This window comes from Listeria farberi (genome assembly GCF_014229245.1).
GTDB lineage: Bacteria > Bacillota > Bacilli > Lactobacillales > Listeriaceae > Listeria > Listeria farberi.
In genome coordinates this window covers 271,640-294,795 of the sequence record NZ_JAARZJ010000001.1, presented here as the reverse complement: position 1 = coordinate 294,795, position 23,156 = coordinate 271,640, and the positions used below count along the sequence as shown (strand labels likewise).

25 protein-coding genes are annotated in these 23,156 nt (G+C 37.7%); 5 read left to right on the top strand and 20 right to left on the bottom strand.

The annotated features are described in order from the left end of the window. Positions 1-2: 2 nt before the first annotated feature. From HCB45_RS01435 to HCB45_RS01425, 3 genes are all read right to left on the bottom strand, one after another. Entirely contained in the window at positions 3-911 is a 909-nt protein-coding gene (locus tag HCB45_RS01435; RefSeq protein ID WP_185319058.1) for an RluA family pseudouridine synthase, read from the bottom strand. Continuing rightward, positions 911-1,375: a signal peptidase II gene (gene lspA / locus HCB45_RS01430; protein ID WP_149117455.1), complete on the bottom strand. Its 465-nt coding sequence runs from the start codon at positions 1,373-1,375 to the stop codon at positions 911-913. Before lspA ends, HCB45_RS01435 begins: the two co-directional genes overlap by 1 nt. An 81-nt stretch (positions 1,376-1,456) precedes the next feature. After that, positions 1,457-2,740, bottom strand: coding sequence for an NCS2 family permease (locus tag HCB45_RS01425; protein WP_185319059.1), 1,284 nt, complete (start codon positions 2,738-2,740; stop codon positions 1,457-1,459). A gap of 173 nt (positions 2,741-2,913) precedes the next feature. On the opposite strand from HCB45_RS01425, the gene HCB45_RS01420 reads away from it, so the two are divergent. Next, positions 2,914-4,284, top strand: a complete 1,371-nt coding sequence (locus HCB45_RS01420) for an MATE family efflux transporter (RefSeq protein WP_185618415.1) — start codon at positions 2,914-2,916, stop codon at positions 4,282-4,284. A gap of 14 nt (positions 4,285-4,298) precedes the next feature. Here HCB45_RS01420 and HCB45_RS01415 read toward each other — a convergent pair whose 3' ends face one another. The 17 genes from HCB45_RS01415 to fakB form a co-directional block, all read right to left on the bottom strand. Beyond that, positions 4,299-5,231, bottom strand: a complete 933-nt coding sequence (locus HCB45_RS01415; protein ID WP_185607891.1) for a metal ABC transporter substrate-binding protein — start codon at positions 5,229-5,231, stop codon at positions 4,299-4,301. Beyond that, positions 5,228-6,070, bottom strand: a complete 843-nt coding sequence (locus HCB45_RS01410; protein WP_185319062.1) for a metal ABC transporter permease — start codon at positions 6,068-6,070, stop codon at positions 5,228-5,230. Before HCB45_RS01410 ends, HCB45_RS01415 begins: the two co-directional genes overlap by 4 nt. Before the next feature lie 2 nt (positions 6,071-6,072). Next, positions 6,073-6,795, bottom strand: a complete 723-nt coding sequence (locus tag HCB45_RS01405) for a metal ABC transporter ATP-binding protein (protein WP_185607890.1) — start codon at positions 6,793-6,795, stop codon at positions 6,073-6,075. Between the two features lie 154 nt (positions 6,796-6,949). Continuing rightward, positions 6,950-7,372: a MarR family winged helix-turn-helix transcriptional regulator gene (locus HCB45_RS01400; RefSeq protein WP_185607889.1), complete on the bottom strand. Its 423-nt coding sequence runs from the start codon at positions 7,370-7,372 to the stop codon at positions 6,950-6,952. A 36-nt stretch (positions 7,373-7,408) separates the two neighbouring features. Continuing rightward, positions 7,409-8,899 carry a lmo1851 family serine protease gene (locus tag HCB45_RS01395; RefSeq protein WP_185319065.1) on the bottom strand — a complete coding sequence of 497 codons (1,491 nt, stop codon included), beginning with the start codon at positions 8,897-8,899 and terminating at the stop codon, positions 7,409-7,411. Between the two features lie 152 nt (positions 8,900-9,051). Beyond that, complete coding sequence (locus tag HCB45_RS01390) at positions 9,052-9,258, bottom strand: heavy-metal-associated domain-containing protein (RefSeq protein WP_185319066.1); 207 nt, start codon at positions 9,256-9,258, stop codon at positions 9,052-9,054. A gap of 12 nt (positions 9,259-9,270) precedes the next feature. Beyond that, positions 9,271-11,484, bottom strand: coding sequence for a heavy metal translocating P-type ATPase (locus HCB45_RS01385; protein WP_185319067.1), 2,214 nt, complete (start codon positions 11,482-11,484; stop codon positions 9,271-9,273). A 14-nt stretch (positions 11,485-11,498) separates the two neighbouring features. Further along, entirely contained in the window at positions 11,499-11,792 is a 294-nt protein-coding gene (gene csoR, locus HCB45_RS01380; protein WP_003729496.1) for a copper-sensing transcriptional repressor CsoR, read from the bottom strand. Between the two features lie 124 nt (positions 11,793-11,916). Further along, the gene (locus HCB45_RS01375) at positions 11,917-12,741 is read right to left on the bottom strand and encodes a M15 family metallopeptidase (protein ID WP_185319068.1); all 825 of its coding nucleotides are present in this window, start codon (positions 12,739-12,741) and stop codon (positions 11,917-11,919) included. A gap of 57 nt (positions 12,742-12,798) precedes the next feature. Then, the gene (gene deoD, locus HCB45_RS01370) at positions 12,799-13,500 is read right to left on the bottom strand and encodes a purine-nucleoside phosphorylase (RefSeq protein WP_003723411.1); all 702 of its coding nucleotides are present in this window, start codon (positions 13,498-13,500) and stop codon (positions 12,799-12,801) included. A gap of 13 nt (positions 13,501-13,513) precedes the next feature. After that, positions 13,514-13,747 (bottom strand): YozE family protein, encoded by a 234-nt coding sequence (locus tag HCB45_RS01365; protein WP_003720177.1) that lies wholly within the window; start codon positions 13,745-13,747, stop codon positions 13,514-13,516. A gap of 62 nt (positions 13,748-13,809) precedes the next feature. Continuing rightward, positions 13,810-14,715, bottom strand: coding sequence for a Gfo/Idh/MocA family protein (locus HCB45_RS01360; RefSeq protein WP_185607887.1), 906 nt, complete (start codon positions 14,713-14,715; stop codon positions 13,810-13,812). An 82-nt stretch (positions 14,716-14,797) separates the two neighbouring features. Continuing rightward, positions 14,798-15,235 (bottom strand): peptide-methionine (R)-S-oxide reductase MsrB, encoded by a 438-nt coding sequence (msrB, locus tag HCB45_RS01355; protein WP_185319070.1) that lies wholly within the window; start codon positions 15,233-15,235, stop codon positions 14,798-14,800. 6 nt (positions 15,236-15,241) lie between these two features. Next, on the bottom strand, positions 15,242-15,775 hold the full coding sequence (gene msrA / locus HCB45_RS01350; protein ID WP_185618413.1) for a peptide-methionine (S)-S-oxide reductase MsrA: 534 nt from the start codon (positions 15,773-15,775) through the stop codon (positions 15,242-15,244). 35 nt (positions 15,776-15,810) lie between these two features. Then, entirely contained in the window at positions 15,811-16,425 is a 615-nt protein-coding gene (locus tag HCB45_RS01345) for a YpmS family protein (protein ID WP_185319072.1), read from the bottom strand. 15 nt (positions 16,426-16,440) lie between these two features. Beyond that, positions 16,441-17,226, bottom strand: a complete 786-nt coding sequence (locus HCB45_RS01340; protein WP_185319073.1) for an SGNH/GDSL hydrolase family protein — start codon at positions 17,224-17,226, stop codon at positions 16,441-16,443. A 14-nt stretch (positions 17,227-17,240) separates the two neighbouring features. Then, on the bottom strand, positions 17,241-18,080 hold the full coding sequence (gene fakB, locus HCB45_RS01335) for a fatty acid kinase binding subunit FakB (RefSeq protein ID WP_185319074.1): 840 nt from the start codon (positions 18,078-18,080) through the stop codon (positions 17,241-17,243). Between the two features lie 179 nt (positions 18,081-18,259). Here fakB and trhA point away from each other — a divergent pair, with 179 nt between their 5' ends. The 4 genes from trhA (at position 18,260) to ppdK (ending at position 23,112) form a co-directional block, all read left to right on the top strand. Continuing rightward, entirely contained in the window at positions 18,260-18,892 is a 633-nt protein-coding gene (gene trhA, locus HCB45_RS01330) for a PAQR family membrane homeostasis protein TrhA (RefSeq protein WP_185319075.1), read from the top strand. Positions 18,893-19,011: 119 nt separating this feature from the next. Continuing rightward, a complete protein-coding gene (gene ccpN, locus HCB45_RS01325; protein ID WP_185618411.1) occupies positions 19,012-19,629 on the top strand; it encodes a transcriptional regulator CcpN in 618 nt (205 codons plus the stop codon). Between the two features lie 12 nt (positions 19,630-19,641). Then, on the top strand, positions 19,642-20,454 hold the full coding sequence (locus tag HCB45_RS01320) for a pyruvate, water dikinase regulatory protein (protein ID WP_185319077.1): 813 nt from the start codon (positions 19,642-19,644) through the stop codon (positions 20,452-20,454). Between the two features lie 18 nt (positions 20,455-20,472). Further along, the gene (ppdK, locus tag HCB45_RS01315) at positions 20,473-23,112 is read left to right on the top strand and encodes a pyruvate, phosphate dikinase (RefSeq protein WP_185618409.1); all 2,640 of its coding nucleotides are present in this window, start codon (positions 20,473-20,475) and stop codon (positions 23,110-23,112) included. The last annotated feature ends 44 nt before the right edge of the window (positions 23,113-23,156 follow it).

Here is a 23,156-nt window from a genome sequence, read left to right as displayed (position 1 = left end):
TTTTAGTTTTCTTGTCGTAACGATTTTAGTGCTTGCTCAAAGGAGTCTGGTAACGGTGCTTCAAAGGTCATTCGTTCATTTGTCCTCGGATGATCAAATCCTAGTTTAGCAGCATGAAGGAATTGTCCATTACCTTTGATTGTATTTTTCGGTCCATATTTTGGATCACCAGCTAGTGGATGACCAATATATTTAAGGTGAACACGTATTTGGTGTGTGCGCCCAGTATCAAGCTTACAGTTAATAAGTGTATAACCAGGTAAACGTTCTATTACTTCAAAATGTGTCCGCGCTTCCTTGCCATCACGAACAACAGCCATTTTTTGACGATCTTCTTTTGCTCGACCAATTGGCGCTTCGATTGTTCCTTTTTGGTGGACAATATCACCATGGACAAGTGCGATATATTCTCTATCTGAAGTTTTATCTTTTAATTGTTTGGCTAGTGATTCATGGGCATGGTCGTTTTTAGCAACCATAAGTAATCCCGATGTATCTTTATCAATTCGGTGAACAATCCCTGGACGAATTTTACCATTTATACCAGACAAATCGTCACAATGAAACAGCAAAGCATTTACAAGCGTTCCACTCGCATGACCAGCTGATGGATGAACGACCATTCCTTCAGGTTTATTTACAACAAGCATATCTTTGTCTTCAAAATAAATCTCAAGTGGAATATCTTCGGCTAAAATTTCCAGTTCTTCAGGTTCACGAGCTTCATAATGAATTTCGTCGCCAACTTGTACTTTGTAATTCGGCTTCGCAAGTTCTCCGTTAACTGTAATATCACCATTTTTCAGCATAAGTTGTATCGCTGAACGACTTTTCCCCATCATTTCAGCGATAACTTTATCCACACGTTCTCGCGCGTGACTTTCTTTTATAATCAATGTTTCATTCTGCATTATTTAATTCCTTTCGTTTTGCGGTCGTCTACAAAAACATACACGAGCATTAGTACGACACCAACTGAAAGCGAGGCATCTGCCACATTAAAGATAGGGAAGTAATAATTTCCCCATACTGTTTGTACAAAATCTACTACTTCTTGATGCAGGACTCGGTCGATAAAATTACCAATCGCACCACCTAGAATAAACGCTAAACTAATAGAAAATAGTCGCTTTCCTTTGGCATATTTTTGCATAATATAAATTATAATTCCAATAACAATTACAGTAATAAGATAGAAAAACCACATATGCCCTTCTAAAATACTCCAAGCTGCTCCGTCATTACGATAGCTTGTCCAGTATAAAAACCCAGGAATAACTTCTATTTTCTGTCCAATTTCCATATTTTGAACAACAATCCATTTAGTCAATTGGTCTAGCGCAATCACGGCTAGGGTGATTAGATAATAATACATTTTTCGAACCCTCTTTTCACATCAGTTAGATAAAAAGTACGCGCTCCCCTTTAAAAATAAGAAGAGCGCATTGCTTCTTTGTTATTGTATGATAAATTGGAGCAAAAATAAAGCTGCAATCACATACATGACTGGTGAAGTACGTTCTTCGTTCTTCGTAAAAGCACGAAGAATTGGATACGCGATAAAACCAGCCGCAATTCCGTCTGCAATACTATACGTCAGTGGGATTAACACAATAATCAGTAGTGCTGAAAAAGTTTCTGCCGGATTGGATAAATCCATTTCTTTAAATTCTTGCAGCATCGACATCCCAATTACAACTAAAATGGGCGCAATCGCACTGTTCGGAATAAAAGATAATACCGGCATTAAAAAAAGAGACGCGATGAAGAAAAGACCTGTCGTAATTGTTGCTAGACCGGTTTTTGCTCCACTCGCAAACATCGAGCCACTCTCAAGCGCAGAGATGGTTGGGCTTGTACCAAATAAGCCAGATAAAAAGGCAGTTAGGGAACTCGCTTTTAAAACCCGTGGTAATTTTTCGGTTTGTTTTAATTGTCTTACTTGACCATTTGTAAGACCAACCGTTTCAAACACAATGACCATTGTCATCGTAAAGACGGCACTCCAAAAACTAACGCTCGCCATTCCAGAAAAATCGGCTTTAAAGAGAACATCACTCCACGGCGCAACACTAATCGAAGCGCCATCAGCTTTCCCGGTTACACCAAACATTACTCCAACGAGTGTTCCAATAATTAAACTCCATAAAAAAGTGCCTGGAATTTTTCGGATAACTAAAATCATTGTTAGTAAAAGTGTAACTAGCGTTGCTAAGACGAATGGATCGCTTAAATCTCCAACTGCAATAATGGCATGTTTCCCACTTGTTACGATTCCGCCTTTTTCAAGCCCTAGAAAGATTAAGAATATACCTAACCCAACCGTAATTGCTTGCTTTAAAATAAGCGGGATAGCTTTATTTAGTTTTCCTGCAAGGGGTGTAAATGCAAGAATCATAAATAATATGCCACTCATCGTAACAGCAGCGAGTGCAACCTGCCAACTCAGTCCCATCCCCTGAACAAGGGTATATGCAAACAGCGCATTAATCCCCATTCCTGGCATTAGAATAAGTGGTGCATTTGCCCAAAATCCCATAATCAAACAACCTAACGCCGAAATAAAAATCGTCGCAAGGACTGCTCCTTGATAAGGAACTCCAGCTTCCGCTAAAATCGAGCTATTGACGACAATAATATATGCCACCGTAAAAAAGCCAATCATACCAGCCAAAAATTCGGTCCGGATATTGGTTTTATGCTCGTTCAGCCGAAATACTTTGTTGAAAAATTTCTGCATACTTTTTCCTCATTATGAAATTGTCCCTCTCCCAACCCGCAGAGTATTGCCCCTGCCACAGAACTTTATTATAACAAAGATAGTAGATATACGAAAGGAAAAGTTTTTTGTTACACCGCCAGAACACCTTATTTATGCTATAATCTGAATGGATGCAAAAAGGAGATGATTACTTGCAACAAACAGTCACTTATGGGGCAAAATGGAAACAATTTTTAACGATTTTCACACCAATTGTCATTACACAACTCACACTTTTCTCGATGACTTTTTTTGATACGACGATGAGTGGAAATTATTCGAATCAAGCGCTTGCGGGTGTAGCCATTGGTAGCTCCTTTTGGGCTCCTGTGAATGCCGCTTTTTCTGGTTTACTTATGGCCATCACGCCTATTATTGCTCAATTAATCGGTGCAAAAAAAGAAAAACAAGTGAAAAACACGGTTCACAATGGCCTATATATCGCCTTATTTTTAGCTTTTATTTTAATTCTTATTAATTTTTTAGTCGTTCCAACTATTTTAACGCACATGCCTGTCACCGCAGAAGTTGCACATATCGCTCGCCACTTCTTAAATGGCATTTGTATCGGAATTCCCGCTTTCTTTATTTCAGCGATTTTGCGTTCTTTTATTGATTCGCTTGGTTTAACCAGGGTGACGATGCTCATTACCCTTTGTACCGTACCATTTAATATCTTTTTAAATTACTGTTTTATTTTTGGAAACTTTGGCTTTCCAGAAATGGGCGGCGCTGGTAGTGGTTATGCGACAGGGATTACATACTGGCTCGTTGTTTTGGTTAGTGTTATTTTGATTCAAACACAAACTAGATTACGCAAATTTGGTATTTTTAAAGGACTTACGGCGCTACATTTTTCTAAAATAAAAGAAATTATCGGAATTGGTGTGCCAAATGGTTTAACAATTTTATTTGAAACGAGTATTTTCTCAGCGGTAACAATTTTAATGGGCGCTTTTGGAACGGAGACGATTGCAGCTCATCAATCAGCCAACAGTGTTTGTACACTGCTTTATGCTTTCCCGCTTAGTGTCGCCTCCACGCTAACAATTCTTGGTGGTTACGAAACGGGCGCCAAACGCTTAAAAGATGCCAAACAATATCGTCATATTGGTATGACAGCTGCGATTCTAATTGGCTGTATTAATGGAGCGCTACTGTTTTTCTTCCGTGATATTATTGCTGGTTTCTATACGAATGATGCCGCTTTGAGCAATTTAATCATGCATTTCTTAGTTTATGCGATATTGTTTCAATTTGCGGACGCTGTCTTGTCGCCAGTTCTCGGAGCACTTAGAGGATATAAAGATGTGACGGTCACCTCGATTGTCGCCTTTATTTCTTATTGGTTGATTGGGCTTCCGGTAGGCTACGGTTTATCATTTACGAATCTTGGTCCATTTGGTTATTGGATAGGATTAAGTACTGGCTTGTTTGTCGCCGCGTTTATTTTATCCATTCGGGTTCGTAAAACAGAACGTAGTCTTTCTTTAAACGCAAAAAACGCAGAGATTTCTAATTAATCTCTGCGTCTTCTTTATTTAGCTAAACCATCATGAATTTTATCAAGATTATAGCGCATCATTTCTAAATAGGTGTCGCCTACTTCGCCTTTTTTGGCGGTAGAATCGGTAAAGATTTTAGCAAAAATAGGTACACCTGTTTCTTTAGATACACTCTCCATACTACGCGGATCCACGCTTGTTTCGACAAATAAGTTAGGTACTTGCTCTTTTTCAACAATGCTAATAATTTGTTTCATTTGTTCTGGTGTGCCTTGGCTTTCTGTGTTAATCTCCCAAATGTATGATGCTTTTAATCCATAGCGAGCTGCAAAATATTTAAAAGCTCCTTCGCTCGTCACTAATGTTTTTTGATTTTCTGGTAAATCCGCAAATTTTTGTTTTGCTTCTTTATCCAGTGTAGCTAGTTTGTCGATATATTTTTTGGCGTTTTCTTTATAAAAATCAGCATTATCTGGATCAGCTTTTACAAGAGCGTCTCGTGCATTTTCAGTATAAATAATACCATTATGAAGATCTAACCAAGCATGTGGGTCTGTTTCAGAAGTTTTTCCTTTTTCTGTTAAATATTTTGATTTTACCCCTTTACTTAACTCGATTACTTGCTCTTTGTCATCTCTTGATTTATCAGCGGTTTCGAGCATTCGGTCAAACCAACCATTCCCAGTTTCTAAATTTAAGCCATTGTAAAAAATTAAATCTGCATCTGCTGCACTTTGAATATTGTCTGGCAAAGGATCATATTCATGCGGGTCAACGCCAACCGGTACAATGCTATGGAGTTCAATTTTATCCCCACCGACATTTTTAACAATGTCCGCTAGAATTGAATACGTAGCAACCACATTTAATTTGTCACTCGTTTTTTCTGAATCGCTTTTTTGGCTGGAACACCCCGCAAGCACAACTACTAATGCGAAAAGCACTACAACTATCATTTTTTTCATTCGATAACCTCCCTCTTTTTAGTAAACAATATTCCTTGTTTTGGTGCGAATAAAAAGGCAATAAAGAAAATAACTGTCGCAACTAAAACCATTGCCGCACCTGATGCTAAGTTGAAAATATAACTGAAATAAAGGCCGATAATCGCACTCACTGCTCCAAACGTGGAAGCTAAAACAATCATTTTAGATAGTTTATTCGTAAGCAGATACGCTGTTGCAGCCGGTGTAATTAACATTGCCACAACTAAGATAATTCCAACTGTTTGTAAGGCCGAAACCGTCACTAGCGTTAAAAGAAGCATTAAGAAATAGTGCAAAAACTTTACATTTAGACCATATGCTTCTGCCATCACTGGATCAAATGAGCTTACTAAAAATTCTTTGTAAAATAGTGTAACGAGCGAAATAACAAGTATCGCGATAATGATTGTCATCCACATATCCGAACTTCGCACCGCAAGCACATTTCCAAATAAGATATGATACAAATCGGTACTACTTTTCGCGAACGAAATCAAGATAATCCCAAGAGCAAAAAATGCACTAAATACAATACCAATCGCAGTGTCATTTTTTATCCGACTTTTTTGATTAACAAAACCGATTCCAAGCGCTGCTGCTATACCAAATGTCGCTGCCCCAATAAAAAAGTTCATCCCCATCATATAAGAAATCGCTACGCCTGGTAACACCGCATGAGAAATCGCATCTCCCATGAGCGACATACCCCGTAAAATAATAAAACTACCAATAACACCCGATACAATCCCAACTGTCACAGAAGTAATAAGTGCTTTCTGTAAAAAACCATATTGCATTAACCCTTCTAAAAACAACATTTCTACACCCCCGCCGCAAATGCTACTGGTGCATCACCATAAGCAAATTTAATTTTTTCTTCTGTAAATGTTTGTTCTACTGGTCCGTATGCTACTAATTTTTTATTCAGTAAAATAATCTCATCAAAGTAAGCAGCTACTTTATGAAAATCATGGTGGACTACTACGATGGTTTTTCCATTATCCCTTAGTTTTTTTAACAGCTTCATAATAAGTGCTTCACTAGTCATATCAATACCAGCAAATGGCTCATCTAAAAAGAAAATTTCTGCATGCTGAGCTAGAGCACGTGCAATAAAAACACGTTGTAATTGACCACCAGAAAGTTCCCCGATTTGCCTTTTTTTAAATGCGGTCATTTCTACTTGTTCTAAAGCATCTAATGCCAATTGTTTTTCTTTTTTTCCTGGACGTTTAATTAACCCAAGTGCCGGATAAGTACCAAGAACTACCATATCGAAAACGGTAATTGGAAAAGTTAAATCTACTTCACTACGTTGCGGAACATAAGCAATTTTCTTTCTCCAATCAGAAAGAGGCCGATTATCTAATGTTACTATGCCTTGTTCTCTGGGAACTAATCCCATCATTCCTTTTAATAACGTAGATTTACCCGCACCGTTCGGACCGACTATTCCAGTTAATTTTCCTGTTGCTATTTGAAGAGTGACATCATCAATCGCCACTTTTTGTTTGTATGCTATTGTTAAACCTTGAATGTTCATTTTTACCACCCTTTTCCCATAAGACTATTTTTTATACTTAACTAAAAATGTTTCCTTAGAGCAACTTTAATTCAAAGTATAACGAACAATTATTTTATTGTAAAGTAAAATGTTTAAAAAAAATCCTGTAGTTTTATTAACTACAGGATTTTTACTATTTATTTGATTGTGAACCATCTGCTAATTTTTTTAGTAACTTGCGAAATTCCGCCTGTTCGTACTCGGAAAAAACAGTAAAACGTTTAACGATCATTTCTTTTTTCTTTTTATCAATTTCTTTAACAAATTCCTCGGCCATGGACGTTAATTTTAATTCGATAATTCGGCGGTCTACTTCAGAACGATGACGAGTAATAAATTTCTCTTCAACTAAAGTATCTGTAATGGCTGTGATATGACTGGCTGAAACATCAAGCGTTTTAGCTAAATCAGATGTTTTCGTTAATCCACTAGAAATGAGACTCAAGACTCGATATTCGCTACCACTTAGTCTCTTGTCAAGAACTGCTTCTACCTCATGACGAAAACTATTAAAAATACGCTTAATCAATGTTTCAATTTCTAAGTATGTTTCCATTTTCGCTACCTCCAGTTTTTCAAAAAAATTATGCGTTTACTTCACCAGGGCCTTTGCTTTTTGTAATTGTGGATCTGTTTCGTTTAGATGTTTTTGCGTTAACTCGACTAATTTGTCTGTTGTCACCCCTGTCATTATTCCTGTAACATCTAACTTATTTGCTGCTTGGAATCTTTGCACAGCATATTCTGTGTCTATATCGTATAAGCCGTCTACTTTTCCAACATTGTAATCTAGCGCTTTTAGCAATGTTTCTATGGTTTTAACGTCATCACCGAAATCACCATTTTTGTAGACTTTTGTGGAAGATGGAATAGTCATAGTTGCATAATTTGGCATATTCACAACCACATCTGGCGTAATACCTTTTTCATGAATCCATTCGCTGTTTGGCGTCAACCATTTCGCGACAGTCAATTTGAGTGTGGAATCATCCGATAATGTGGTTGCTGTTTGTACAGTCCCTTTACCAAATGATTTATTTCCTACAAGTTTTATTCCTCCAGATTCTTTGGCTGCCGCCGCCAGAATTTCGGATGCACTTGCACTCCCGCCATCAATAAGCATAGTTGTTGGGACTTTAACTTTATAGTCACCATGCGAGCTACTGTCAGCTTTAATGGCTGTTTTTTCTCCGTCTTTACCTTGTTCTTGAACGACAATTTTGCCATCAGGTACGAATAAACTAGAAATGGAGACTGCTTGATCGAGTAACCCACCTGGATTTCCTCGTAAATCAATCACAAGTCCTTTCATTCCGTCTTTTTCCAAAGCTTTTAACGTTTTTTCAAGCTCATCATACGTATTTTCAGAAAAGGTACTAATAGTTACGTGGGCGATTTTATCATTTCCCATTTCTTTATATACCGTTTCGATTGGAATTTCATCGCGCGTAATAGTTACGTCAAAAGGTTTATCCTCATTGGAGCGCTGAATAGTTAAAGTGACATCTGTTCCTTTTTCACCACGGATTTTTTTTGTTGCTTCTGTCGCTGTATCCCCTTTGACAGATTTACCATCAACTTGTGTAATAATATCTTGAGGGCGCAAACCAGCTTTTTCAGCCGGGGAGTTTTTAATTGGAGAAACAACTACTATTGCTCCATCTTTTTCTTGAATTTCAGCACCAATCCCTTCAAAACTAGAAGAAATTGTATCATTAAATTCCGTCGACTCTTTTTTCGACATAAAAGTAGAGTACGGATCATCTAAAGAATTTACCATACCTGTGATTGCTCCGTCTATCATGTTAGTTGATTTTGTGTCTTTATAATATTTTTCAGTGATTTCATCATAGACATCATAGAGTTTTGTAAATTCTTTTCGTTCAGGGATACTCACTTTCACTTGTTTATCATCCCCTAAAGACATGACGATAGTTGTCACTAATGCTGTAACAAATACAAAAGCAAATAAAAGCATTATAAAAGGGAATAATTTCATCTTTATGTAACCATTACCAGGTTTTATTTTTTCTTCTTCGTTTTTCTCCACGTTATCTTCTTTGTTTTGTGGGGATTGTTCCATCTTTCTTCACCACTTTCTATGTAAAATGTAGCTAATAATAGTACATTTTATTTAACTCATTTATTTTACCAGTTTTCCAAACATTTTGGTATCTTTTTTTCATGACAAAGAAAAAAGAGGGATCTACTCAAGAATCCCTCTCACTTCTTAATTTAAGCTACTTCATATCCTGCTTCTTCTACAGCATCAATCAAAGCATCTTCTGTTACTTGTCCTTTTTCGAATTCAACAGTTGCCGTTCCTTCATCTAAAGAAACTACCGCACTTTTCACACCGCTCACTTCTGCTAATGCTTTAGTTACACGAGCCTCGCAGTGTCCACAAGTCATACCTTCTACAGTTAAAGTTAATTTTTCCATTTTCTTTTCCTCCTATGATTTAAATTTATATCTTTTTAGACGTAACGCGTTAGTTACAACAGAAACGGAACTAAATGCCATTGCAAGTCCTGCTACCCACGGAGCAAGTAACCCTAATGCAGCAATTGGAATGCCCGCACAGTTATAAGCAAGTGCCCAGAAAAAGTTTTGTCTTATGTTCCGCATCGTTGCTTTTGAAAGTTCAATTGTTTCTGGAATAAGTGTTAATCGGTGACTGACGAGCGTTACATCACCTGTTTCAATCGCAATATCTGTTCCTGTTCCAATACTAATTCCAATATCACTAGCTGCAAGAGCTGGAGCATCATTAATGCCATCGCCAACGAAAGCAACGATATGACCTTCTTGTTGTAATTTTTCTACTAATGCGCTTTTATCATTTGGTAGTTGTTCCGCAAAAAACATATCGGCTCCTAAATCTTTCGCCATATTTTCTACTACAACAGATTGGTCGCCGGAACAAATAGCGGTTTTAATACCTTGTGCTTGCAGTTTTTGAATTGCTTCTTTTGCCTCTGGTCGTGGTGTATCAGATAAAGCAAGTGCACCAGCATAAGCGCCTTCGATTGCCATTGCTACGACTGTTTTCCCTGCATTCATCCAACTTTTGATTAATTCATCTTCTTCGCTTGGGATAGTTGTAAGGGAAGAAACATAGCGATAAGCGCCTAGTTCCACTTTACTATCATCTAAATTACCTGTCATCCCATGTCCAGCTTTTGCACGAATTTTCCCTTGTTTTACTTCTGATACATTAATGTCTTCAGATTCTAACATCTTAATAATTGCTTTGGCAATTGGATGTTCTGATTGTTGTTCCATCAAGAATAAATACGGGAAAAATTTATCATTTGTTGCTTTTTTATCACTAACTTCTAGTTTACCTTCTGTCAAAGTACCAGTTTTATCAAAAACAATTGTGTCAACTTTAGAAGTACGTTCTAAGTGTTCGCCACCTTTAAATAATATCCCACTTTCGGCACCTTTACCAGTTCCGGCCATAATAGCAGTCGGAGTTGCAAGACCAAGCGCACAAGGACAAGCGATAACTAATACGGCAATGGCCGCTTCTAATGAGCCATCTACTGTTCCGGTTACAAGGTACCAAATAATAAAGGTGAGAGCAGCAATGCCAAGTACGATTGGTACAAAGATACCGGAAATTTTATCTGCCAAACGTTGGATGGGTGCTTTAATTCCTTGTGCTTCTTCCACTAAACGGATAATAGATTCTAAAACTGTTTCTTCCATTCGTTTAGTAATTTTTGCTTGAAAGGCTCCGTCAAAGTTGATAGTTGCACCAATAACTGAATCGCCTGGTTTTTTCTCTACAGGCACAGGTTCACCAGTAATCATCGCTTCATCAATACTAGTTTCGCCGGAAATGATTTCTGCATCCATTGGAACTTTTTCACCTGGACGAACAAGAATAACATCGCCAATTTTTAATGAGTCTACCGGCACTAACCATTCTTTTCCTTCACGAATAACAGTTGCTTCTTTGGCTTGTAGTTCGAGTAAACCAGCAATAGATTCTGTCGTTCTAGAAGTCGCATATGATTCCAACAATTTACCTAATAAGATTAATGTGATTAATACAGCACTTGTTTCAAAATAGTAATGTGGCATTATGCTTGGATCAATCATATGACGGATGTATTCCACTACACTATAGAAGTAAGCGGCAGAAGTACCAAGTGCAACTAATACGTCCATATTTGCGCTTTTACCACGAAGCGCTTTATAAGCCCCATCATAAAATCGCCAACCAATATAAAATTGGACGATAGTTGCGAGTACTAATTGAATGGTCGGATTAATCCAGTTGCCAATTGATTCCGCAAATGCCATTTCATGAATATACGGAATATGTGTCACCATTGTGAGAAGTAACGGCAAGGAAAGAATAGCAGAAAGAATAAAACGTCTCACTTCTTTTTTGAAATTCTTTTCTAACACAGCATCTTTTTCTTCTTTGGACATTTTTTCCGCAGCATCATAACCCGCATGTTTTACTACTTTAATTAATGCTTCTGTGGATGTTACCTCTGGATCATAATATACAGCAGCATTTTCAGTTACTAAATTGACATTGGCTTTTTCAACGCCTTCTGCTTTATTTAATGATTTTTCAATTCTCGTTGAACAAGCTGCACAAGTCATCCCAAAAATATTCAAATCTTGTCTTACATATTTATCGTTCATTCTATATACCCCCCTCAGGTTTTAGAAAATTGACGTATTGCTTTAAGTAAATCCTCCATTACGTCATCTTCCCCATTTTTTGCAGCATCCACTACACAGTGTGCTGTATGATGCTCTAATACTTGCAAACCAACATTTTTGAGTGCTTTATTAGCTGCTGAAATTTGGACTAAAATGTCTGTACAATAGCGATCATCCTCGACCATTTGAGCAATACCACGAATCTGACCTTCGATACGTCGCAAACGATTTTGAAGTAATTTTGTTTCTTCTTCTTTACGTGGAACAATTGGTTGGTCATGTTTCATTTTTTCTCCTCCTTTGTTTCTACAATCAACAGTATACCCCCTATAGGTATTTTTTGCAAACATTTAATTTCTAAAATTAAAAAAAGAGCCATAAACAACTAAATGTTTATGACTCTAAAACTTGTTATTTTGCAGCATCTACTTTCTTTTGCAGTGCCTTTACATGTTCAAAAAATTCTTCTAATGTCCAGTTATTTTCGTAAATAATTGTTGCGGCATCTTTTCCAACGTAACGATAATGCCAAGACTCATATTGGTATTTCGTAATAGCTTCTCTACCTTTCATATAACGAAGGATAAAGCCATAATTATGGGCATTTTCTTCTAACCATTTACCTTCTGGGGTATTTCCAAATGCTTCCGTAAGTTCATAGGATTGATTTTCTGAGGAAATATCCATAGCTAATCCAGTTTGATGCTCACTTGTACCTGGGTAAGCCACTGCTTCTCTAGCTTTTGTATCTCCTTTTGAATTTACTTCAGCTTGGAATACTTCTTGTTGCCGTTTATACGAGCGATAACCAGATACAGCAAATAATTTCTTCCCATCTTGGTTTGCAGCTGCAAACATTTCTTCTAATGCAGTTGCTGCTTCTTTTCTTAATTGTGCTTTTTCGACTTGTTGGCTACCAAAAGAAAATGTGACATTCGGCCGAACTAAATCAGGCGGGGTATACGTTGGTTGTAAGGAATAATCTTTGTTAGCAAGTACAAGTATGTTTTCTTCATTTTCTATATACTGAATCCCATTTTTTTCGACTAATTTATTTTGTTTATCAATGTAAGGATAAAGTGGATCTTTTTCTAAGTCAGCTAATGTTTTATTACTTGTTTCCTTTTGCTCCACTTTAGCGACTGGCTCTGCATTTTGCCCACCGAAATATTGATCTTCCACCGTGTGTACACAACTGATTGTAACGGCTAAAGCAATTGTTAATAAAGAACTCATAAATGATTATCAACCTTCCTGTATACATTAAGTCAAAATCTAAGTTAGTAATTTTGATTATTTTATTGCTGCTTCTAATGCTACGACAATCATATCATTAAAAGTGGTTTGACGCTCTTCAGCTGATGTTTCTTCCCCGGTGAAGATATGATCACTTACTGTTAGAATTGCAAGTGCACGACGTCCATACTTTTGCGCTAACGTATAAAGAGCCGCTGCTTCCATTTCAATTCCTAGTACTCCGTAATCAGCTAATTGTTGCTTGTCTAATTGATCGTTATAAAAGCGATCCGCAGAAAAAACATTCCCTACTTTAAGAGATAACCCTTTTTCGATACCTGCATCATAAGCTTTTTTTAGAAGAGAAAAATCTGCTACTGGCGCAAAATCAACTCCTGCAAAAGTATTGCGATTAATTTGTGAATCTGTTGAAGCTGCTTGTGCAATAACAACGTCACGCACTTTTACGTCCGCTTGAATGCCGCCCATGGTACCAACACGAATCAAATTTTTCACATCATAGCTTTGGATTAATTCATTTACATAAATCGAAATAGATGGAATACCCATCCCCGTTCCCATAACAGAAACTTTTTCCCCTTTATATGTACCGGTAAATCCTAACATGCCACGCACTTGATTAAATAACACTACATCTTCCAAGAACGTTTCCGCAATATATTTTGCTCTTAGTGGATCTCCTGGTAATAAAATAGTTTCTGCAATTTCCCCTTGTTTTGCTTCGATATGTACGCTCATACTTTTATTCCTCCTAGTGTTTGTTTTTCTCTTCATCTAGCAAGTAAGCATCCCAAAGTTCATCAAAAATAGACATTCCTGGTAAATACGGCGCATTAAACTCAAGATAGTCACAAAGAATATGATAATTTCTAGTTTGCTTTGGAAAACTATGATCTCGGTATGCATTGTTGGCAAATTCCGTTTTCTGATCTGTTAGTTTCGGGTCCCGATATGTCATTAAAAAATGATAAAATGATCTTCCCAACGTACAACACACTCCGCTCTTTTTATGCTTTAACTATAGTTGATTTCTCAGAAAAAATAAAGTTAATTTTCGATTTTACGTAGAATTTCTTCTGCAAGGCGATGCGTTTCTAGTGCATCTTCTTTGGAAATTGGCGCTTTCTCCCCATTCCGCACAGCTGTTAAAAAGGCTTGGATAATGGATACAAAACCTCTTTTATAGAGTGTTGTTTCCCAATCACCAAAACGCTCGAAACGTTCTGTTGTACCTTCATAAATATGCGTTTCCGTGACATTCTCCACTTCGTATTTCGCACTTGGTGTCATGACCGCTAACCGCTCTTCATTCACACCACTATCCCGGTTCATAATCGCTGTCGCCACTTTACTTCCTGCTGTTACTTGAACCGTTACACTTGCAAGAAGCTCCTCTTGCCAAACTGGAAAGACATTTAATTGCTCCATTTCGGCATCCAGTAGAAATCGCACTGTATCAATTACATGAATAAAATCGTCATAAATAAATGTGCGGGCCTCAGCTGGTTGGGCTGCGCGATTTTTTTGCATAATAATCATATTAGTATCTGCTAGTGCCTTTAATTCTTGATACTTTGGCGCATAACGACGGTTAAAACCAGTCATAAGTAGCGTATTTTGTTCCTCTGCTAGATTTGTTAATTCTTCTACTTCTGCTAAATTATCCGCAATTGGTTTGTCCACATAAACCGGAATATGATGTGTTAAAAATGTCCGAATGACTTCCGGATGACTCGCCGTAGATGAATGAACAAACGCAGCATTCACACCAGATTCAATCATAGAATGAATACTTTGATGGTAATGATCAAAACGAAATTTCTCACTTAAATGCTTTAATTTCTGTGCATTTCTTGTATAAAGATGTACCTCGATATTTTCCATTTCGGCAAAAACTGGTAAATACGCTTTTTGCGCAATGCCGCCAAGTCCTACTACTGCTACTTTTAACATGTGTATCGCTCCTTTTCAGAACAATGCCAGAGAATGATTTCGCGATATTATTCTACGCATTTCATTTTCTGGCATTGTTTGTTTATTCAAAGATTTTTTTATATGCTTGGTAGCCTTCTTCTTCCAATTTATCCACAGGTATGAATCGGAGGGCTGCAGAGTTGATGCAGTAACGAAGTCCACCTTTATCTTGTGGTCCATCTGGAAAAACATGCCCCAAATGAGAATTAGCATCAGCGGATTTCACTTCCGTCCGAATCATCCCATGGGTTAAATCTCTATTTTCAATTACTTCTGTCTCGTCAATTGGCTTGGTGAAACTTGGCCAACCACAGCCAGCATCATATTGATCATTGGATGAAAAAAGTGGCTTTCCTGAAACAATATCTACATAAATTCCTTTTGCCTCATTATCATAAAATTCATTTTGAAATGGGCGTTCGGTACCCGCTTTTTGGGTCACATTATATTGTATATCTGTAAGTTGCTTAAGACGCTCATTCTTTTTACGCTCATCCATTTGATTTCACCCTTTCCAGTTGGCATCTATGAATGCAGCACGACCTGAAGCAACTTGATAACTTTCATAGTGCGCTTTTTCTTTTTTGTAGAAATCTTGATGATATTCTTCTGCTGGATAAAAAGTTTCTGCTTTGGTAATTTCTGTCACAATTGGTTTTTTAAATCTGCCACTTGCTTCAAGTGCCGCCTTTGATTTTTCAGCGATTTCTTTTTGTTCTTCATTATGATAGAAAATAACTGGTCGATACGAATCCCCGCGGTCAACAAATTGGCCAGCTGCATCAGTTGGATCCGTTTGTTGCCAATATACTTCGACTAATTTTTCGTATGGAAAAACTGCCGGATCAAATGTGATTTCAATTGCTTCTGTGTGTCCTGTTGTCCCGCTGCAAACTTCTTTATAGGTTGGATTAACTGTATGACCGCCTGTGTAACCCGAAACAACTTTTTCAATTCCCGGTTGCGTATCAAAAGGTTTTACCATACACCAAAAGCATCCTCCAGCAAATGTTGCTTTTTCCAGTGATTCTTTTGTCATAAAAATGCCCCCTAACTAGGATTCAGCCAGCTAAATTACTTAACTGGTACTAAAAGTGTAAACGAAATGTCGTCTTTCTTCAAATTTAGCGTATCAACACGTACTTTTGTGTCACCTTGAAGTTTTAGTTTGTCTAGCGATAGATAGATTTTTTCCTTTTTAGGCATAATTGTCACCCAGTTAGGGAATTTGTAGTTTTTGCTTACATAGTTCATTACGTAAGACACAGGAAGTGGTAGAGCACCTACAGACATATCTTTAAGCGTCAATTCTACGTTGCCATTATCTACTACTTTTGGTGAGAATTTTAACCGAAGTTCGACAGGTTCCCCAAAAATTTTCGCTTCTGCAGTGAAGTTAACGTTATTTGCTACGAAAACTTTATAACCGATATCTTGATCTTTACTGAAATCTTCTATATAGGAACTAATCAATTGATTTAAATCTGCTTTCGTTGTACTCGTTTGAAATTCAACCGCCGATTTATTGCTTATAAGGGATGGCGTGGGCTCCTCTTGTGGACTGAGTTTAAATACAGCAACATAAATCCAACCCGCTGAAATAAGAAGTATACTAATTAGTGTAATACAAACCCATTTCCAGTAATTACGTTTTGGTTTTTTTGGAGCTGATCGTGTTTCTCTTTGCACGATATTAACACCTTTCTATTTGGGAATATTACCTTCGTTTAATTGTTTTACAATGGCCTTATCTAATTCTTTTGTCATCTTCTCATATCCAGTATGGTTAGGATGGAAATAGTCATCTGACAGTAGTGAATTAGGCTGATCTTTACTATCTTTATTTCGGTCCTCTAAGACTTTTGCGATAGGAACAAAATAGGCATTACTATCTTGCTGGATAGTTTTCTTAGAAGCATTATTCCAATCAGTGATAATCGCGTCAAATTGTTTGATATCACTGAAATAAGTTGTATATGGATTGTAAATACCCATTAAAAATATCGCTGCATCTTTATTATAGGAACGAATATCTTTTAGAAGTGTTTCTAGCTCTTGTTGGAATTCTTTGTTTGCTTTTTTAAAATCATCTACATTTACATTTAAAAGACGTGATTGCAAAATAGCCATGACGTCATTTCCGCCAATGGTAATTGTTATTACATTCGCATTTTTGACGTCTTTCTGGAAGTCTTTATTTGTTTTTAAACGTTTTTCCAGTTGGGTTATTTTATTTCCAGATACCCCGTAGTTACTTGTTTTCACACTTGGGACATTTGGTTCTTCTTCTAGTTTTTTCGGAATAATACCTACATAACCGCCATCTTTGTTTTCATCACCGACGCCTTCTGTTAATGAATCACCCATGGCAACGAGGTTAATCGGAATTTCTTTTGATTCTTTATAATACTTGATACCAAAAACTGCACCAACAAGAAGCGCGATAACAAGCACGCCCCCTGTAAGCCACAGCCATTTTTTCTTTGTCATATGCAATCACTCGCTTAGTCAGTATAGTACATAAATGCAAACGCACCAGTTCCAGCATGTGTGGAAATGACTGGGTCTGCAAAAAATAGTGGAATTTCTTTTAAACCAGTTATTTCTTTTGATTCAGCGATGAAATCATCTGCCAGATTAAGTCCGTTTGCATGAACAACGTCCAGCTGCTGAATTTTTTTCGGTTCATCTTTAATTAAATTCAAGCAATATTGTAACACTTTTTTATTGCTACGAACTTTGGTTTCTTCTTCTAATTGACCGTCAGTTAGTTTGGCAATTAATTTGATATTTAAAAGACTACCTAAGAAGCCTTGCATCCGGCCAACACGCCCGCCTTTAATTAAGTTATCGAGTGTAACGACAACAATATAAAGTTTTGTTTTATCACGAATATCATTAATTTTTGCGTGAATTTCTTCCACAGAATAATCACCTGACTGAGCCATTTCAGCTGCTTTTAATACTTGGAATGCTTGGCCGCGAGCTGTATAATCGCAGTCTACTACAGTAATGTTTCCTTCCACCATATCAGCTGCTTGACGAGCTGCATTTACGGTACCACTTAGTTTTTCGGTTAAGTGGATAGAAAGAATTTCGTAGCCTTCTGCTGTATATTTTTCGTATGCTTCTACAAAAGAACCGATAGCAGGCTGGGAAGATTTTGGCAATTCTTTAGTCTCTGCCATTCGTACCATAAATTCTTCTGGTGTAATGTCTGTTTTAGGGTTGTAAACTTGTCCATCGATTTCTACGGTTAAATATAAAACGTCTATATTCCATTTTGCTGCTTCTTCTAATGTTAGTCCAGCAGTTGAGTCTGTGATAATTTTTATTTTTCTCATATAGCCACATCCAGTTTTGCTTATTTTATCTTATTATAACATCCCCATCGGTATACACAACCTATAAACTAGTTTTAAGAAAAGAGAAAGAAATGTTATTTGTCTTTCTATTCTGTATTTTTTAGCGTATGATAGATATACAATACACTTAAAAATTTGTAGAAAAGTATGGTGATAAAATGAATGTCACTTCTTACAACTGGAAAGAAGAAGTAGCAAATGCAGTTACACATGGTATTGGATTTATTCTTAGTATTCCCGCACTCGTCTTACTTATTGTATTCGCCGCCGGAAAAGATAATCCTCTTTATTTAACAAGTTTTTTAATTTATGGAATTTCCCTCATGTTACTTTATATTTGCTCTACACTGCTTCATAGCTTTAAGCCTTCAAAAGCACGAACGGTTTTTAATATTATGGACCACGCTGCAATTTACGTATTAATTGCTGGCAGTTATACACCATTTGTTTTAATTACCATTCAAGGAACCCTCGGATGGACGCTGTTTGGTATTATCTGGGGACTTGCAATCGCCGGAATTATTTATAAAATATTTATGACTGGCAAATTAAAACTTTTATCAACAAGTGTCTATTTATTAATGGGCTGGATGGTTATGTTTGCCATTAAGCCACTTTATGCCGGGCTTACCCCGACTGGATTTTGGCTACTTGCAACTGGTGGTATTATGTTTACCGTAGGTGCTGTTTTTTACAGTATTCCTCGTGTCCCGTATATGCATGCGATTTGGCATTTATTTGTTATCGCGGGAACAGCTTTTATGTATTTCTGTATTTTATTTTATGTTTAAATAGGGCATTTTAAAAACCTTCTCTACTATGAGAAGGTTTTTTATATAGTATGACACAATTAAGACTTGTTTTTAATTATGTCATACTATATAATATTTAGCATAACATAATAAAGGATGTGATTCCCATCGAACTTTCCCCAAGACAACATAAGATTGTTGCCTATGTTCGCGCGAATGAACCAGCTACTGGCGACTCTATCGCTGCCCATTTAAAACTAACACGGGCTACGATTCGAGCTGACTTGTCGATTTTGACAATGACTGGCATTTTAGATGCGCGTCCAAAAGTGGGTTACTTTTACTCTGGTTTAGAAACTAATCCGATTCACTTTGATGAAATTCGGCAGTTAAAAGTTGCTGACATTATGACCCAACCATTTTTTGCAAAAAAAGAAACAAGTGTTTATGACGCCATCGTTATGCTCTTTATGGAAGATATTGGTAGTTTATATGTCATTGATGAAGAGCTTTTAGTTGGACTTGTCTCCAGAAAAGATTTACTAAAAGGTGCGCTTGCTGATGCGGACACGAAAGCGACTCCCATTGCGACAATTATGACCCGGATGCCCAACCTTGTTACTGTCACGAAAAACGACACTGTGTTACATGCCGCAGAACAACTTGTTTTCCATCAAATTGATTCACTTCCCGTTCTAGAAAACGCAAAAGTCGTCGGAAAAATTTCAAAAACTCGTATTACTGCATTATTTGTAGATACGATAAAAAAGGTTTAATAGGAGGAAAATATGGAAAATCCGGTTATTATATACGTTATCTCAGATGCTATCGGAGAAACTGCTCAACATATTATTCGCGCGGTAACAGCTCAGTTTTCACTTAATAAACCTGCTGACATTCGGCGCCATGCTTTTATTCGCGATGAGAACGCTTTACTAGAAACACTAGAGGAAGCAAAAGCTGCTGATGGCATCGTCGTTCAAACACTCGTACAAGCCAAACTAGCTGAGTACGCAACTAATTTTTGTGTTCAAAACAATATTCCGAACGTAGATTTATTACATACACTAACTGCTGCTGTTGAAGCAAAAACTGGCTTAAAATCAAAACAAGACCCAGGAAATATGCGCCGTCTTGATAGCAATTATTTTGATCGCATTGCTGCCATTGAGTTTGCTGTAAAGTACGATGACTGCAAAGATCCTCGTGGCCTGTTAGATGCAGATATTGTTCTCGTCGGCGTATCAAGAACGAGTAAAACCCCACTGAGTAGCTTTCTCGCCAATCAAAATTGGAAAGTTGCTAATGTCCCACTTGTTCCCGAAATTCCGATTCCAACAGAACTTTTCCAAATCCCAGCGGAGCGTATTATTGGCCTTACAACTACCCCAGAAAAACTAGCACAAATCCGCAAAGTTCGTTTGAAATCTATCGGTTTAGACGAAGCAAGTAGTTATTCCAGTGAAAAACGTATTTTAGAGGAACTAGAATATGGTTATGATACATTCAAAAAACTTGGTTGCCAAGTCATTCATGTAGAAGATAAAGCGATTGAAGAAACTGCTGCCCTAATCACAGAAATTATCACGAGTTACCACTAATTAGAAGAGGTGAATAGTGTGAGAAAATTTGTCTATCAGTTCAGTGAAGGTTCTAAGGAAATGAAAAATCTTTTAGGAGGAAAAGGCGCTAATTTGGCCGAAATGACGAATATCGGTTTACCTGTCCCTCCTGGATTTACTATCTCAACTGCGGCTTGTAATGATTACACGATTAATAACAAACATTTATCTGAATCCATCTTTGAAGAAGTGAAAATTCATTTGGCGGAACTCGAAAAGCAAACCGGGAAAATTTTTGGATTCGCAGAAAATCCTCTGCTCGTTTCCGTACGTTCTGGCGCCCCCTTTTCGATGCCTGGCATGATGGACACTGTGCTAAATCTTGGGTTAAATGACCAAGCGACTGAAGGACTTGCCAATCTTACTGGTGACGCTCGTTCGGCCTACGATTCTTATCGCCGTTTCATACAAATGTTTGGTGATGTTGTTTTTGAAATTCCGAGCTATCAATTTGAACAGGCCCTTAGTCGCATAAAAAAAGCAAACAACTATCGCTTAGATACAGAATTAACTGCGACTGATTTAAGCAAACTCATTGATGTTTATAAACTAATTTTTAATCAAGCAACTGGTACCGATTTCCCGCAAAATCCAATGGAACAACTGCGACTTGCGATTATCGCTGTTTTTGATTCCTGGATGAACCCTCGCGCCGTTATTTACCGGAGATTACATGATATTGATGCGAGTTTTGGTACAGCTGTTAATATTCAAGCAATGGTCTTTGGAAACACTGGAGAAACGAGTGGAACCGGAATTACTTTTACTCGTAATCCATCCACTGGTGAAAAGAAAGTTTTTGGGGAATTTTTACTTAACGCGCAAGGTGAAGATGTGGTTGCAGGAATCCGTACACCTGAGCCGATTAGTGCGCTTGAAGAAAAAATGCCCGCCGTTTACAATGAGCTTATCCATACTTGTGAACTCCTTGAGAATCATTATTTAGACATGCAAGACATTGAATTTACCATCGAAAAAGGCAAACTTTATGTCTTACAAACTAGGAGTGGCAAGCGAACAGCCAAAGCAGCAATTCAATCAGCTGTCGATTTTGTCCATGAAGGAAAAATTTCCCGCCAAGAAGCCATTATGCGCGTAGAAACTAAGCAACTACATCAATTACTTCATCCAACTTTTGATGAAAGCGCTCTTAAAAAAGGGCAAATTATCGCAACTGGTTTACCTGCAAGTCCTGGCGCTGCAACTGGTCAAATTTTCTTTGAAGCAAAAGAAGCTGTCCAAGCAGCCGAACGTGGTATTCCTGTCATTTTAGTCCGTAATGAGACTTCTCCTGAGGATATTGAAGGTATGGCGCAGAGTAACGCTATCTTAACCGCTCATGGTGGTATGACTTCCCATGCTGCCGTTGTTGCTCGCGGAATGGGAAAATGCTGTATAGCTGGTTGTGCTGAACTTACTATTAATGAAAAAGAAAAAACGCTTCTTCTCCCTACTGGAAAAATGCTGCATGAAGGGGACTCTCTCTCGCTCGATGGTAGTTCCGGTAAAGTTTATCTTGGAGAAATTGCACTTAGAGAAGCGCAAATTGGCGGACATTTTGACGAGTTAATGGCCTGGGCTGATGCAGAAAAAAAATTGATAATCCGTGTTAATGCAGATACTCCAGTTGACTTTAAAAAAGCTCTTTTGTTTGGCGCAGAAGGCATTGGCCTGTGTCGCACCGAGCATATGTTTTTTGATGAAAAACGAATTCCCTATGTGCGCCAAATGATTTTGGCAGAGTCATTAAGCGAGCGCGAATCCATTTTAGCTACTTTAAAAGAAATGCAAAAAGCTGATTTCAGTGAGTTATTCCGTATTGCAGACGGTCGCGCGGTAAACATTCGCTTGCTTGATCCACCATTACATGAATTTTTACCAAAAACGGAGCAAGAAATAGAGCAATTAGCGAGTGCAATGAGTCGAACAGTTCCCCAAATTACAAAACGAATTAATGAACTAAGAGAAGCAAATCCTATGCTCGGACACCGCGGTTGTCGGCTTGCTATCACGTTTCCAGAAATTTACCGGATGCAGACGGAAGCTATTATTGAGAGCGCCGTCACGCTTCATGATGAAGGAATTGACGTTCATCCAGAAATCATGATTCCGCTCATCGCGACGAAAAGCGAATTAAGCTATATAAAAAAAGAGATGAAACAAGCGATTCATACTATTTTTGATAGAGAACGAGTGATGCTCCCATATGATATTGGTACAATGATTGAAATTCCGCGAGCATGTGTAACAGCAGATGAAATCGCCGAGGAAGCAGAGTTCTTTAGCTTTGGAACCAACGATCTAACTCAACTCACCTATGGCTTTTCACGCGATGATGCAACTAAATTTTTAGCAGATTATTATGAAAAAGATATTTTACCAAAAGATCCATTTGTCACGATTGATAAGAATGGTGTCGGGGCACTTGTTGAAATGGCGGTTACCCGTGGAAGAATGACTTCAGAACATTTAAAAATGGGAGTTTGTGGCGAACATGGTGGCGATCCAGAATCTATCCAGTTTTTCCATCAATTAGGGCTTAGCTATGTATCATGCTCCCCGTATCGCGTTCCCATTGCACGTCTCGCAGCAGCTCAAGCCGCATTAGCAGAAAAGCAACTAGTTTCAACTAACTAAAAAAAGCCAGATGACAATCGTATAGACTGTCATCTGGCTTTTTT

Coding starts and splice junctions, on each gene's coding strand:
- HCB45_RS01320 (WP_185319077.1), top strand. CDS start 19,642: ATGGAAAATCCGGTTATTATATACGTTATCTCAGATGCTATCGGAGAA.
- HCB45_RS01405 (WP_185607890.1), bottom strand. CDS start 6,795: ATGAACATTCAAGGTTTAACAATAGCATACAAACAAAAAGTGGCGATT.
- HCB45_RS01435 (WP_185319058.1), bottom strand. CDS start 911: ATGCAGAATGAAACATTGATTATAAAAGAAAGTCACGCGCGAGAACGT.
- HCB45_RS01390 (WP_185319066.1), bottom strand. CDS start 9,258: ATGGAAAAATTAACTTTAACTGTAGAAGGTATGACTTGTGGACACTGC.
- csoR (WP_003729496.1), bottom strand. CDS start 11,792: ATGAAACATGACCAACCAATTGTTCCACGTAAAGAAGAAGAAACAAAA.
- HCB45_RS01360 (WP_185607887.1), bottom strand. CDS start 14,715: ATGTTAAAAGTAGCAGTAGTAGGACTTGGCGGCATTGCGCAAAAAGCG.
- HCB45_RS01400 (WP_185607889.1), bottom strand. CDS start 7,372: ATGGAAACATACTTAGAAATTGAAACATTGATTAAGCGTATTTTTAAT.
- msrB (WP_185319070.1), bottom strand. CDS start 15,235: ATGGATGAGCGTAAAAAGAATGAGCGTCTTAAGCAACTTACAGATATA.
- lspA (WP_149117455.1), bottom strand. CDS start 1,375: ATGTATTATTATCTAATCACCCTAGCCGTGATTGCGCTAGACCAATTG.
- HCB45_RS01425 (WP_185319059.1), bottom strand. CDS start 2,740: ATGCAGAAATTTTTCAACAAAGTATTTCGGCTGAACGAGCATAAAACC.
- HCB45_RS01385 (WP_185319067.1), bottom strand. CDS start 11,484: ATGAACGATAAATATGTAAGACAAGATTTGAATATTTTTGGGATGACT.
- HCB45_RS01410 (WP_185319062.1), bottom strand. CDS start 6,070: ATGTTGTTTTTAGAAGGGTTAATGCAATATGGTTTTTTACAGAAAGCA.
- fakB (WP_185319074.1), bottom strand. CDS start 18,080: ATGAGAAAAATAAAAATTATCACAGACTCAACTGCTGGACTAACATTA.
- trhA (WP_185319075.1), top strand. CDS start 18,260: ATGAATGTCACTTCTTACAACTGGAAAGAAGAAGTAGCAAATGCAGTT.
- HCB45_RS01375 (WP_185319068.1), bottom strand. CDS start 12,741: ATGAGTTCTTTATTAACAATTGCTTTAGCCGTTACAATCAGTTGTGTA.
- deoD (WP_003723411.1), bottom strand. CDS start 13,500: ATGAGCGTACATATCGAAGCAAAACAAGGGGAAATTGCAGAAACTATT.
- msrA (WP_185618413.1), bottom strand. CDS start 15,775: ATGACAAAAGAATCACTGGAAAAAGCAACATTTGCTGGAGGATGCTTT.
- HCB45_RS01395 (WP_185319065.1), bottom strand. CDS start 8,899: ATGGAACAATCCCCACAAAACAAAGAAGATAACGTGGAGAAAAACGAA.
- HCB45_RS01340 (WP_185319073.1), bottom strand. CDS start 17,226: ATGACAAAGAAAAAATGGCTGTGGCTTACAGGGGGCGTGCTTGTTATC.
- HCB45_RS01415 (WP_185607891.1), bottom strand. CDS start 5,231: ATGAAAAAAATGATAGTTGTAGTGCTTTTCGCATTAGTAGTTGTGCTT.